Origin of the sequence: Pseudomonas sp. SIMBA_067, assembly GCF_046534675.1 — a bacterium.
Taxonomy (GTDB): domain Bacteria; phylum Pseudomonadota; class Gammaproteobacteria; order Pseudomonadales; family Pseudomonadaceae; genus Aquipseudomonas; species Aquipseudomonas putida.
The window spans coordinates 335,647-348,540 of record NZ_JAWRYH010000006.1 but is presented as its reverse complement, the minus strand read 5'-3'; the positions used below and the strand labels follow the sequence as shown (position 1 = coordinate 348,540).

General features: G+C 61.2%; 11 protein-coding genes and 2 pseudogenes. 7 read left to right on the top strand and 6 right to left on the bottom strand.

What is annotated here, in order from left to right:
- Nucleotides 1–66: 66 nt before the first annotated feature.
- Complete coding sequence (locus SB765_RS16155; RefSeq protein WP_410931579.1) at nt 67–1,044, bottom strand: hydroxyacid dehydrogenase; 978 nt, start codon at nt 1,042–1,044, stop codon at nt 67–69.
- Between the two features lie 223 nt (nt 1,045–1,267).
- Between SB765_RS16155 and SB765_RS16150 the strand changes: the two genes are divergently transcribed.
- Both SB765_RS16150 and SB765_RS16145 read left to right on the top strand, forming a co-directional pair.
- On the top strand, nt 1,268–1,945 hold the full coding sequence (locus SB765_RS16150; protein ID WP_410910449.1) for an RraA family protein: 678 nt from the start codon (nt 1,268–1,270) through the stop codon (nt 1,943–1,945).
- Between the two features lie 131 nt (nt 1,946–2,076).
- Complete coding sequence (locus SB765_RS16145) at nt 2,077–3,258, top strand: MFS transporter (protein WP_410910702.1); 1,182 nt, start codon at nt 2,077–2,079, stop codon at nt 3,256–3,258.
- Nucleotides 3,259–3,262: 4 nt separating this feature from the next.
- On the opposite strand, the gene SB765_RS16140 is transcribed toward SB765_RS16145, so the two are convergent.
- Together SB765_RS16140 and SB765_RS16135 are read right to left on the bottom strand one after the other, a co-directional pair.
- Nucleotides 3,263–4,588 carry an MFS transporter gene (locus SB765_RS16140; protein ID WP_410931578.1) on the bottom strand — a complete coding sequence of 442 codons (1,326 nt, stop codon included), beginning with the start codon at nt 4,586–4,588 and terminating at the stop codon, nt 3,263–3,265.
- A 45-nt stretch (nt 4,589–4,633) separates the two neighbouring features.
- Nucleotides 4,634–5,554, bottom strand: a complete 921-nt coding sequence (locus SB765_RS16135) for an SMP-30/gluconolactonase/LRE family protein (protein ID WP_410910450.1) — start codon at nt 5,552–5,554, stop codon at nt 4,634–4,636.
- 237 nt (nt 5,555–5,791) lie between these two features.
- Between SB765_RS16135 and SB765_RS16130 the strand changes: the two are divergent.
- Together SB765_RS16130 and SB765_RS16125 are read left to right on the top strand one after the other, a co-directional pair.
- Nucleotides 5,792–6,516, top strand: a pseudogene (locus tag SB765_RS16130) (OprD family outer membrane porin); the annotation flags it as partial.
- Nucleotides 6,517–6,730: 214 nt separating this feature from the next.
- The gene (locus SB765_RS16125; protein ID WP_341795973.1) at nt 6,731–7,438 is read left to right on the top strand and encodes an IclR family transcriptional regulator; all 708 of its coding nucleotides are present in this window, start codon (nt 6,731–6,733) and stop codon (nt 7,436–7,438) included.
- Nucleotides 7,439–7,703: 265 nt separating this feature from the next.
- Here SB765_RS16125 and SB765_RS16120 read toward each other — a convergent pair.
- Nucleotides 7,704–7,865, bottom strand: a pseudogene (locus SB765_RS16120) (alkene reductase); the annotation flags it as partial.
- Nucleotides 7,866–8,009: 144 nt separating this feature from the next.
- Here SB765_RS16120 and SB765_RS16115 point away from each other — a divergent pair.
- Nucleotides 8,010–9,233 carry an MFS transporter gene (locus SB765_RS16115; RefSeq protein ID WP_410931577.1) on the top strand — a complete coding sequence of 408 codons (1,224 nt, stop codon included), beginning with the start codon at nt 8,010–8,012 and terminating at the stop codon, nt 9,231–9,233.
- Between the two features lie 122 nt (nt 9,234–9,355).
- Nucleotides 9,356–9,952 (top strand): TetR/AcrR family transcriptional regulator, encoded by a 597-nt coding sequence (locus SB765_RS16110; protein WP_341795971.1) that lies wholly within the window; start codon nt 9,356–9,358, stop codon nt 9,950–9,952.
- Between the two features lie 107 nt (nt 9,953–10,059).
- On the opposite strand, the gene SB765_RS16105 is transcribed toward SB765_RS16110, so the two are convergent.
- Entirely contained in the window at nt 10,060–11,307 is a 1,248-nt protein-coding gene (locus SB765_RS16105) for an MFS transporter (RefSeq protein WP_410931576.1), read from the bottom strand.
- 101 nt (nt 11,308–11,408) lie between these two features.
- Between SB765_RS16105 and SB765_RS16100 the strand changes: the two genes are divergently transcribed.
- Nucleotides 11,409–12,377, top strand: a complete 969-nt coding sequence (locus SB765_RS16100) for an AraC family transcriptional regulator (protein ID WP_410931598.1) — start codon at nt 11,409–11,411, stop codon at nt 12,375–12,377.
- 72 nt (nt 12,378–12,449) lie between these two features.
- Here SB765_RS16100 and SB765_RS16095 read toward each other — a convergent pair whose 3' ends face one another.
- Nucleotides 12,450–12,893: a MarR family winged helix-turn-helix transcriptional regulator gene (locus tag SB765_RS16095; protein WP_341795969.1), complete on the bottom strand. Its 444-nt coding sequence runs from the start codon at nt 12,891–12,893 to the stop codon at nt 12,450–12,452.
- Nucleotide 12,894: the final 1 nt, after the last annotated feature.

The window sequence follows — 12,894 nt, the reverse complement described above, 5'->3', positions numbered from 1 at the left end:
TTTTCTGGAGTGATGCGTCGTGAACGCGTCGCTTTTCACCAAGCGGGCGCGTGAAGCGTGTAGTGATCAGTTGGCGAACAGGTGGCGGTTGACCACGCAACGCGGGTCCAGAGCATTACCCGCCCAGACATCGAGAATCTGTTTCAGCGCTACCAGGCCCACACGGTCCCGGGCCTCGGTGGTGTTGGCGCCGACATGCGGCGTGGCGACCAAGGTCGGCAGGCCCCACAACGGGCTGTCGGCAGGCGGCGGCTCGGGGTTGAAGGTGTCCAGGCCGGCACCGGCGATGCGGCGTTCGCTGAGCGCTTTGACCAGGGCGTTAGTGTCGATCAGCTCGCCCCGGGCGGTATTGATCAGGATGGCACCTGGGCGCATGCGCTCAAGCTGGGCAGCGCCGATCAGGTTGTGGTTGGTCTCGGTCAGTGGGCAGTGCAGGCTGATGATATCGCTATCAGCCAGCAGGCGATGGAAATCCTCTTCACGTTCAACGTGCGGGCGGTCTGGCAGTTGCTTGAGGTAAGGGTCAAATACCTTGACTTTCATGCCCAACGGCGACACCAGGTCCATGAGGATGCCGCCGATCGAGCCCAGGCCAATCAGGCCCAAGGTTTTGCCCGAGAGCTCGATGCCGTTGGCAGAAGCCTTGTCCCAATGCCCGTCACGCATGCGCGCGTCCAGCAGTGCGGTTTGGCGGGCCACGCTGAACATCAGGGCGAAGGCCAGCTCGGCCACCGACTGGGCGTTGGCGCCTACGGCGATCGATACCGGGATGCAGCGGTCTGCGGCGGCCTGGATGTCGATGGTGTTATAGCCCACGCCGTGCTTTGCGATCACTTTCAGTTTGTCCGAGGCCTCGATCATGGCGCGGGTCAGGTTGCCCTGGCGTACCACGATGGCATCGGGCTGTTCGGCGCGAATGATGGCTTCCAGTTCTTTGGCTGGCAGGTAGGGCGTGGTGGGAACGATTCTGACGCCCTGTGCGGCGGCAAGGTTCATGGCCTCGGCGGCAAGCTCTGGGCCGGTCAGCAGAATGGTGCGGGACATCGTGGGTACCTTGTTCTTGTCAGGGGCAGTCAGCCGCGCATCTGCGGCAATGGTCTAAACCCTACCATAATGAAATGCTGTTGCAAGAAAATTAAAATCGATCGCATAGATAGGCGGATCTAGGCTGAAAAATCTCATTGCAATGATTTTAATGAAATGACATTCTAAAAACACATTCGGCAGCAGCCGATGACATCGAATAACACCAAGAGAGGTATGTCACATGAGCATTGGCTTCCAAGTGCTTGAGCGCCCGCGTAAGGTTGGCGAGGAGTGGGTTGCACGCTACCGTGAGGTTCCGGTCGCTAATGTCAGCGACTCGATGAATCGCATGACGGCTGGTGGAGCCCGCTTGCGCCCCATGCATCGCCAAGGCGTACTGTGCGGCCCGGCCTTGACCGTCAAAGCCCGTCCAGGTGACAACCTCATGCTGCACTACGCGATCGACATCGCTCAGCCGGGCGATGTGATCGTGGTCGATGCCGGCGGCGACCTGACCAACGCGCTGATCGGTGAAATGATGGTGGCCTACGCGGTCAAGCGTGGCGTGGCTGGTATCGTCATCAATGGCGCCATCCGCGATGCTGCCAACATCGGCGCGGGTGAATTCCCGCTGTTCGCTGCAGGTGTTTCGCACCGTGGTCCTTACAAGGATGGCCCGGGCGAGATCAACGTGCCGATCGCCATCGATGGTATGGTGATCGAGCCGGGCGACCTGGTGATCGGTGATGACGATGGCTTGCTGTGCGTGCCTTACGACCATATTTCCGAGGTCTACGCAGGCGCCACCGCCAAACACGCTGCCGAAACCGCGCAGATGGAAAAAATTGCCCAAGGCACCAACGACCGCTCCTGGGTCCTGGAGTCCTTGAAGAAGAAAGGCTGCCTGCTTCCAGGCTGATTCAGCTCCACCTGCGCACCTTGCGATGGGGTGCGCAGTGGCTGATGGACCGGTGTTGGTCGCGGGGCTATTGAGGATTCCAAGACTTGACCGATTTATCACCACAGCATCGCACGCGCTGGCCCGCCGCTGTGCGGGCGCTCTCTCATCGCAACTTCCAGATCTATTTCGTCGGCCAGGGTGTTTCCACGCTGGGCAAGTGGGTGCAGCAGGTTGCATTGGCTTGGCTGGCCTATCACCTGACCGGTTCGGCCGTGCTACTGGGGCTGATCACCTTTCTGTCGTTGGCGCCGCAACTGGTCATCGGCCCGCTAGCGGGAGCATGGATCGATCGCCACGACAAGCGCCGGCTGCTCATCATCGTGCAAATGATCTTGATCGTGCAGTCGCTGGTGCTGGGCGTCGCAACCTGGCTGGGCTGGGTGGACGGGCCGTTCATCGCCGGCATGGCCCTGCTGCTAGGCCTGCTCAACGCCCTTGAAACGCCACTGCGCCAGGCGCTGATCGGCAGCTTCGTCGACAACCCGGGCGACCTGCCGAATGCGCTCGTGCTCAATGCCATGCTGATCAATGCCGCGCGCTTCGTTGGCCCGCCACTGGCCGGGGCGCTGATTGCCTTTGCCGGGGAAGCAGCCTGTTTCCTGCTCACTGCCGTGGCTTTTCTCGCGCTGTTGGGTGGCTTGCTCAAGGTCCGCGGTACTGCCAGCCCCAAGGCCGGCGGCTCAACCGCTCAGGTGTTCCGCGAGGGTCTGCACTATATGTGGCAGACCCGCAACGTGCGCCAGCTGTTGGTCAACGTGATCATGATCAACTTGCTGGCTTCCTGTTACGCGGCACTGTTGCCCATCCTGGCCAGCGCGGTGTTCGCCGGAGATGCGCGGGTGTTGGGTTGGCTATGGGGGGCTGCAGGAGCGGGGGCGTTCGTGGCGACGCTGGTGTTGGCGGTAGGCGGCGCCTTGCCGCGGCTGCGACAGTTCACCGAGGTCGGGGCGCTTTCGTGCGGGGTCGCCTTGATGGGCCTATGGTTGGCGGGGGAGCTGCCGCTGGCACTGCTGGCGTTGGCGGTATTGGGTTTTGGCATCACATTGAGCAACGTCAGCACCAACATGCAGTTGCAGAGCGGCGCGCCCAGCCATTTGCGCGGCCGGGTCATCGCCTTCTACATTGCCATGCGCTTTGGTTTCGAGGCTTTGGGCGGCATGGCCGCAGGTTTGATCGCCGCTCGATGGGGCGCGCCGGAGGCACTGGGGATCGCCGGCGCGGTGCTGATGCTGGGGCTGTTGGGGCAGTACCTCTTGTACCGCCGCCATTGATTGCTCAGACAGCATGGCCCTGGGGGGCTTGCCGTTTGGCCGGGTCGCCCAGCAAGACCATCAGGATGATGCCGATCACCAGTATGGCTGCCACTGCGAAGAACGGTATGACGAAGCTGTGAGTGGCGTCCTTGATCATGCCGATCATGAACGGCCCGGTGAAACCACCCAGGTTGCCGATCGACACGATCATCGCCAGGCCGCCGGCGGCTGCGCGGCCGGTGAGGAAGGTCGAAGGGATGGCCCAGAAGGTGGCCTGGAACGACAGGATGCTGGCCACTGCGACGCACAGCGCAGCGATCTTGACCAGCGGGTCTGCTGCTAACGCGGCTGCGACCAAGGCGAGGGCGGCGATAGCCAGCGCGCCAACCACGTACGGCAGACGCTGTTCGCTACGGTTGGCCAAGCGTGCCCAGAGGGTCATGGCGATAGCGCCCAGGATGTAAGGCACCGCGACTACGAAGCCCAGCTTGTCCGCGGAGATGCCCAGCCCCTTGATGATCTGCGGCAACCACATGCCGATGCCGACCGAGCCCACGATGCAGCAGAAGTTGACCGCCGCGAGGGTGAACACCCTCGGGTTGGTCAGTGCCGAGCGCAATGTATGGCCATGGCTTGCCCCGATCGACTGCTGCTCTTGCGAAATCCGGTTGCCTAGCCATTGCTTCTCACGCTCGCTCAGCCACTTGGCCTTTGCCGGGCTGTCGACCAGCACCCACAGGCAGGCGACCCCCAGCAGCACGGCCGGCAAGGACTCCGTGACCAGCAGCAGTTGCCAGTTCTTCAGGCCCATCACGTCGTGTTGCAGCATCAACCAGCCGGACAGCGGTGAGCCGATGATGTTGGCGGTGGGAATGCCCAGCAGGAAGGCTGCGGTCGCCTTGGCGCGCCACTTGCCCGGGAACCAGTAGGTGAAGAACAGATAGATGCCGGGGGTGAAGCCTGCCTCGGCGACGCCCAGCAGGAAGCGCAGGATGCTGAAGCTGACCGGCCCGGTAGCGAACGCTGTGGCCATCGAAAGCAAGCCCCAGGTAACCATTATGCGGGCGATCCACACCCGTGCGCCAAAGCGTTGCAGCAGCAGGTTGCTGGGCAGTTCGAAGATGAAATAGCCGAAGAAGAACAGCCCGGCTGCCCAGCCGAACATCGTGGCGGTCAGGCCCAGGTCCTGATTCATGGAGATGGCCGCGAAGCCGACGTTGGTGCGGTCCAGGTAGCTGATGACATAGCAGCAGAAAATGAACGGCAGCAGGCGCCACAGCACGCGGCGCATCAGGCGTTCGCCTTCGGCCTCACTCAGCGGGGATAGATTCGGATTTTGATCGTTCATGTCGTCTGGTCTTCTTGTAGTTGTCGTCAGTGAAGCGGGGCGTTGTCAGCAGTGCGAGAACATCGCAAGGCCCGGAGCCTTGGTCCTGACCTGCAAGATGCTGCCCGTCTCGGATTCGGTGATGAACAAGGTCTGGCCGTCGTCGCCGCCAAAGGCGAGGTTGGTGTTGCTGATCCCTGCGCAGGAGACGATGCGTTCCAGTGGCTCGGCGACTTTCGACAGCTTCCACACCGAACCGAAACCGGTGTGGGCGATGTAAAGGTTGCTTTGGGCATCCAGGGCAAGTCCGTCAGGCCCACCCAGCCCGCCGTGCAATTGGGCGAACACGCCGACCTTGCCGACGATCGAGCCATTGCCCAGGGGAATGCGCCAGATCTGTTGGGCACGGGTCACGGCCACCAGCAGGTGGTTGAGGTGGGGGTCGTAGACGATGCCGTTGGGGCTGGGGATAGTGCCTAGCAGGCAAGTCAGGTTGCCCCCGGCGTCGAGCTTGTACACCCGACCTGTGGCGTCTTGCAGGCCTGTCTGACCTTGGTCGGTGAAAAACAGGTCGCCGTTGGGGGCGAACACCAGATCATTGACACCCTTGAAGCCCTCGGAACCGGCCGAGTCGAGCAGCGCCTCGATAGCACCTGTCTGGGGGTCGAGCAACATGATTCCACGCTTGTAGTCGGTGATGAAGATGCGTCCGTCCTGGTGAATCTTCAGGCCATTCGGCCAGCCATCGTACTGGCACACCAACTCCCATTCGCCTTGGGGCGAGATGCGGAAAATTCGCCCGTTGGGGATGTCGGTCACGTACAGATGGCCTCGGCGATCGAACGATGGGCCTTCAAGGAACGAGTCGATGGCACGGCCCTGGCGGTTGGCATTGGCCCAGGCAGTCGGGCGCGGGGTGCGGAAACGGTCGGGCAGGCGGGTGAATACCGTAGTTTCTACCGTGGGAGGGGCAGCAAAGAAGCTCATGGGCGCTCCTGTAGGGCCAGTGGACGCCAAGGCGTCCGGATTGTTGTTTTGATTTATTTAATGCAACGGCGTTGCAAAATAAACCATAACCGGACGAGGGGTGAAGCGAATTTTGGTGATGCTTTTCGCTAAGGCCCGCTTTATTGTGCGCCTGTTGACGAATTGAGGGTAATCTGACTCCATTTAAAGGAAACGTCGTTTCGAAAAAATAATAACTGTTCCTCGGAGTAGCTTTTCTTGAAAGCCCAACATTCGACCTGTCGCATTGCGCTGGCAGCCATTGGCGGGGTCATCGGCCTGCCTGCTCAAGCCGATCTGATCATCGACAGCCATGCGCAACTGTCGATGCGCAATTTTTACTTCAACAGCGATAACCGAGAAGGCGCGGCGGCGCCTTCTAAAACCGAGGAGTGGGCCCAAGGTTTTCTGCTCGACCTGCGCTCGGGCTTTACCGAGGGTGTGGTTTGGTTCGGCGTGGACGCCACGGCCATGTTGGGCCTGACGCTGGACAGCGGCAGGGGACGGCATCTGGGCGGCAGCATGATTCCTTCCGATGGCGATGGCGCAGCTGACCACTGGAGCAGCGCCGGCCTGACCGCCAAGATGAAATCTTGACCGATGACAGCTCGTTGACCACTGACCTGCACTATTTCCGCACCCGTGCGGACGGCGCCAACGGCAGCAGCTCGGGGCGTAGCCAAGGCTATACCATCGGGGGTTACACCGCGGGTGGCGATGGCGAAATCGACAATGATCTCTGGAGTGCGGCGTTCAGCTATCGACTGCTAGGCCACTCGCTGACCCTGGGGTATCAAAGCGTTTCCGACGATAGCAACTTTGTGCAGGTCAACCAGGGTTCGATCGACAAGGGGGCTGGCGGCAGCAGCCTGTATTTGTGGACTGACAAGATGCTGCTCAGCTTCACGCGCGCGGGTGAGCGTACCGGTATGAGGCACTGGTCGACAGCGGGTAGTCAGCGCCCTCAACTCAAGGCGCTGAACATACCCTCATGTGACACCGATTGACCCCTTGCCAGCAGGCGCAGCCATTGCCCTGCTGGCTTTTTTATCTGGCCCACGGCGCATGCTACGTTGGCGGGGGCCGACCGTTGTCGGATAATGGGGTTTTTCTGCCCTCGCGTTGAATGGAGGGCCTCAATCGTGTGAGGTTTTGCAAATGGCAAAAGCGCGGCCGCGTCCAGCGGTGAATGGTGTGGCATCGGCAGACCGTGTTTTGACCGTGCTGACCGCTTTTCAGATAGGCGACTCTGCGCTGAGCCTTGTCGAGCTGGTTGAGCGTACCGGGCTGATCAAAAGCACGATCATGCGCTTGATGGTGTCTCTGGAGAACCACGGGTTCATTACCCGCATGGCTGATGGTCGCTATCAGTTGGCGAGTGAAGTCATGCGTTTGAACGCTGTATACCAAGAAGCGCTGGACCTCGAAAAACACGTGATGCCACGCTTGCATTACCTGGCTGAACAGTCGGGTGAAACTGCTTCATTTTATGTACGTCACGGTGCGTATCGGATGTGCCAATATCGCGTCAACTCATCGCATCGACTGCGTTTGAACCTGCAACCTGGTGACATGCGTCCGATGGATGAAGCAGCGGGTGCGCAGGCCTTGCGCGCTCCCTATGAAATCGGGATTGACTTGCAAAAACCTTACTACTCCAAAGGCGCAACGGACCCTCATGCTGCTTCGATGGCGCTGCCCATCTACGGTGCCCAACAGGAACTCATGGGCGCCCTTGTCATTTCAGGGCCTGCGAGTCGTTTGACGGAAGAGTACGCAGAAAGCCTCAAGCCCATGTTCTTCGAAGCGGCACGTGATCTGATGCGAAGCTTGGGCTTCAAGTCTGCGTCTTTGGAGTCCGCTTGAGTCAATAAGCTCGCTGTAAGGTATCTGGCTGCGGACGGCCTCAGGGCGGGGCACAGATCTGAAGCGTTCTCCTCAGCCAGACGCGTGTCACCTGCGCCCAGCCGTACTTGACGGCCTTGTGAAAGGCCGGTGGGGTTGTTCATGGTGTATTTGCCTGTTGTGATGCGCGGGTTCAGTAATTGCCATTCGGCCAGTCGGTGTAGCCCTTGGCTCCGCCGCCGTAATAGCGCTCTCTGGGAGCGATGCTCAGCTCAACACCACGCTGCTGCAGCACAATCTTGCCACCTTTGGCATGCACAGCGTCGGTGACCTTCTTCCAGCCAGCCGTCTGTTCGGCGCTCCAGATACCGGCGGTTGCAGCGTGGCCACGGCCTAGGGCGCTGATGTTGGTTGCCTCGGCGGTGATCAGGGCAGCGCTGGCGCGCTGAGGGCTTTCTTACGCACGGATGCTCATCATACGGGAAGACAGCGGCTTTACATTCATCCCGTATGATAATAGGGTCGTAATCATACGAGGTGTATGTATTTGGGGCCCAGGCGTACGCAGGCCATTCGATAAGGAGAGTCGAGCATGTTCACAACCTACCGCGCATTGTTCCAGGCAAGGGGGGCCAAGGGTTTTGTTCTGGCGGGCCTTCTGGCCCGTATTCCGCTGCCGATGACGGGTATAGGCATCATTACCCTGTTGTCGCAGATCCGCGGCAGTTACGGCCTGGCGGGTGCAGTGGCAGCCACCTTCGTATTGACCTATGCCCTGTTGTCGCCTCAGGTCTCGCGTCTGGTCGACCGCTTCGGCCAGCGCCGGGTATTGCCAGCCGCCGCCGGGCTCAGCGTGCTGGGCATTCTCCTGCTGCTGGCGTGCAGCTATTGGCAGACGGCGGACTGGGCGTTATTCGCTGGCGCCGCCCTGGCCGGCTGCATGCCGAGCATGTCGGCCATGGTGCGTGCCCGCTGGACTGCGATCTACCGCGGTAAGCCTCAGTTGCAGACAGCCTTTTCGCTAGAAACCGTACTCGATGAAGTTACCTTCATTGCCGGCCCGCCCATTTCGGTGGGGCTGAGCGTGGCGGTAGTGCCGCAAGCAGGACCACTGGCCGCCGCGGTGCTCCTGGCCATTGGTGCGCTCGCACTGGCCGTGCAGGTCAGCACTGAGCCGCCAGTCAAGGCCGACGCCGACATGGAGCAAGGTAGCGTGTCGATCTTCAGCCTCGCCGATGTGCGCCTGCTGACCTTGCTGATGGTCGCGATGGGCGTGATCGTCGGTACTGTCGACATCGTCAGCGTGGCGTTTGCCGAGCTGATGGGCATGCCGGCTGCGGCGAGTTTCGTGCTGTCGTGCTATGCCATCGGCTCCTGCGTAGCGGGGCTGGTGTTCGGTGCCCTGAAACTCGATACGCCACTGCGCAAGCTGCTGCTAGTGGGGGGGCTGGCGACCGCGGCGACCACCTTGCCGCTGCTGCTGGCAGGCAACATCATCGGGCTGGCCGCAGCAGTCCTGGTCGCGGGCCTGTTCTTTGCGCCCACCATGATCGTGGCGATGTCGCTGGTAGAGCGCATTGTTCCGCACAACAAGTTGACTGAAGGCATGACCTGGTTGCTCGCTGGCCTCAACGTCGGGGTTGCCGGCGGGGCTGCGGCATCGGGGCAGGTTGTCGATGTGTTGGGTGCCAAGGCCGGATTCAACGTGGCACTGGGCGCCGGCGTGGCGGTGTTGCTGATCGCTTTCTGGAGTTACTGCCGCCTGCGGGAGCGGGCCGCCGATCGGATTGCCTTGCCTCCACCCTGCATCGAGTAAGGCGAAGAGGGCAGGAAGCAGGCGCTTGTCAGCGCGCGTCGAGATCAAGACAATGGCTACAGGTTGTATGACGGCACTCGCATACGCTCACCTCATGCCGCCTGAAGACAAGGAGTAGCTGGATGGTTCGCCGCACTCGCGCCGCAATGGAAGAAACCCGAGCCACGTTGTTGGAGACTGCACGCAAAGTATTCAGTGAACGCGGCTATGCGGACACCTCCATGGATGATCTGACGGCCCAGGCGGGCCTGACGCGGGGGGCGCTGTACCATCACTTTGGCGACAAGAAGGGGTTGCTGGCGGCAGTGGTCGCGCAGCTCGATGCGGAGATGGATGTGCGCCTGTGTGCCATTTCTGACTCGGCCAAGGATGGCTGGGACGGCTTTCGCCAGCGCTGTCATGCCTTTCTTGAAATGGCCCTGGAGCCTCAGATTCAGCGGATCGTGCTGCGTGATGCCAGGGCTGTGTTGGGTGGCGGCTCGCCGGAGGCACAGCAACATTGTGTAGAGTCGATGCGACAGTTGATACATCAATTGATGGTACAGGGCGTTGTCGTCGAAGCTGACGCTCAAGCGCTGGCCTCGTTGATACATGGCAGCTTGGCAGAAGCGGCTGCGTGGATCGCGGAGGCTGAAGACGGCGCTGCGCGCTTGGCGCAGGCAAGCAGGGCGCTCGAACTGCTGTTGCGGGGAGTGCTTAGAAACCAGGTGGCGCAATGAGCGGGTAACCGCAGCCCTTGGAAGAAGCAGAACCTGAGCCTCCGCTCTGGCAGCTTTGGGTCGCCGGTAGGCGCCGGAGTAGATAAGCCGCTTGGAGAGTCAGGCTATCAGTGGAGTGCCGACCCGTTCAGCAAAGCGCCCTCTACCGAAGGAACTTGCACACGCAGTGCAATCAGCAACGCGGCCAGCAGCATCAGCACCGCCGCCGCGACGAATACGCCTGCGCTGCCACCAAGGCTGAACATTGCCCCACCAGCGGCTGCGCCTGTTGCGATGGCCGACTGTACAGACGCAACCACCATGCCCCCGGCGCTTTCCGCCTGGTCAGGGACCGCGCTGGCGACCCAGTTCGACCACGCCACCGGCACACCCCCAAAGGCCAGGCCCCAGACGGCCAGCAGTACAGCCTGCCCTGGCACCGACGCCGGCAACAGGACCAGCGCCAGTGCCGCAACGCCCACCAGCGCGGGCATCAAGACCAGGGTGGCCAACGGGTGACGAGTAAGCATCCACCCGGCCACCAAGGTGCCGACAAAGTTCGCCACACCAAAACCCAGCAACATCAGCGACAGCCCCTGCGGGCCAATGCCGGTCGTACCTTCGAGGAATGGCCGAACATACGTAAACATCGCGAAGTGGCCGCTGTGCACCAGCACACAACCGAACATCCCCATAGCAATGCCTGGACGCTGCAACACCTCAAGCACCGTGCGTAGGCGTGCCGGCCGACGCGGCGCAAGGCTCGGCAGCGTGAGTGCCTGGAAAGCCAGGGTCACCACACCCACCGCCGTCGCTGCAAAGAACGCGCTGCGCCAGCCATAAAGCCCACCCAGATAACTGCCCAGCGGGACCGCAACCACCGTCCCGATGGCGATGCCACTGAAAATGATCGAGAGTGCTCGCGGTAACAAAGCCCCCGGCACCAAACGCATCGCCACCGCCGCCGCCATGCTCCAGAACCCGCCAAGCGCGATGCCCAGCAAGATACGCATCAACAACAGCACCGCGAAACTGGAGGCAACGGCAACCAACAGATTGGAAGCGATCATCAATGTGGAAAAACCCAGCAACACCCAGCGGCGATCGATACTGCGAGTCAGGCCTGGCACCAACAGGCCGGCGAACAGCGCCACCACGGCTGTCACCGTTACCGCTTGGCCAGCCAGCGCTTCGGATACCCTCAACTCGGTCGCCATTGGCGTCAACAGGCTGGCCGGAAGGTACTCAGCGGTCAGCAAGCCAAACACGCCCATGGCCAACGAGAATACGGCCATCCACGCGGGGGTTGCAGGTTCTGCATCCGGCCCGGCGCCGGGACGGCTGTCGGGTACGGCATTGCATACAAGGTCAGTCATTGCACGGATCTCCCAATCTTCAATTGACCCGTAGTCTAGGCGCGAGAATTTGGATGATCTATGATCTAAAAACTCAATTTTTTGACCAAAACACCTGGATAATGCCGAAAGACCCATTTGCCCTCTCTTCCGATCTCATCAACGAGCTGTTGCGCGGCATGCGCCTGCGCGGTGTCGACTACCGGCGTATCCAAGCGGGCCCGGCCTTCGGCTTGGGCTTCGCTGCCAAACCCGGGCATGCCTGGTTCCACTTCCTGGCGGTCGGCAACGCGGTGCTGCGCATGGAAGACGGGACAACCTATGCGCTGTCCGCCGGTAACGCCGTCTTCATCTCCCATGGTGCGGCCCATCAATTGCTCTCGCATACGCACGTGCCCGTGCAAGAAATTGACCTTCTGGACGGCGAGCCTCTCGGCGACGCCGTCAGCGGGGTGAAAACCGGCACCGATGCCGGCCCCATGCCGACCACGCTTTTGTTCAGTGGCTGCATGGCGTTCGAATTGGGCAGCCTCCATAGCCTTGGCAAGCTGATGCCGGGCCTGATGCTGATTGATGCAGGCGGCCAGCGTTATCCCGGGCTGGTGCCTATTCTCACCACCATGGAGCGCGAAGTCAGCGCCGCACGCGTCGGTTTCGCCGGCATCCTCGCGCGATTGGCCGACGTGGTCGCCGCCATGGTCGTTCGAGGTTGGGTCGAGTGCGCCTGCGGTAACGCCTCCGGCCTGGTGGCCGCCCTGCGCGATCCGCGGCTGGCAGGTGCACTTTTGGCGCTGCATCAACAACCGGGCCGCGACTGGACCGTCGAGCAGTTGGCGGAGCAATGCAATACGTCCCGCTCGGTCTTTGCGGAGCGTTTTCAAGTGACGATTGGCATGACCCCGCTGCGCTACGTCACCGAGGTGCGAATGCGGCTTGCCAGCCAGTGGTTGACGCTGGAAAGGATGCCTATTGAAGAGGTCGCGCAGCGTTTGGGCTATACGTCTCAGGCGGCATTCAGTCGGGCGTTCAAGCGTGTTACGGGTAAGACGCCTGGGTTGAGTCGGAGGTTGAGGCAGTCGGCTGCCATCTGAAACTGAGTGCAATTAGTGGAAGGGCCATAATGGGCGGTTTTGGCATTATGCGCATGTTCCGGGCATCCGGGTTCACGTTGAATGTTGTATCTTCCCCAATGCCGCATTGACAGCCAGCCATCCCGCTACCGCCGCCTCTCCGGCCTCACCGAATGCCCGTTCAAGCAGCTTTACTTGTTCACGTCGCAGCATTTGTTCAAGTCGCGAGCCTTCTTTGGTCAGCTGAAGCAACCGCATCCGTTTGTCGGTATGCGATGCCACGCTGTCCACTAATCCCATCTCTGCCAATTGCCGTAGCGGTATGTTCAGCGCCTGCTTGGTCACGCCGAGCAGGGCCAGCAGCTCCTTGACGCTGAGGTGTGGGTGCCGGGCTATGAAAAAAACGATCCTCTGATGCACACGGCCCAAGCCCCTGCGCTCAAGCATCTCGTCGGCCTTGGTGGTGAACGCCTGATAGCCAAAGAAAAACGCTTCCATGGCCTGCTGCTGTGCTTCCTGGTTTTTTAGGTCAATCATG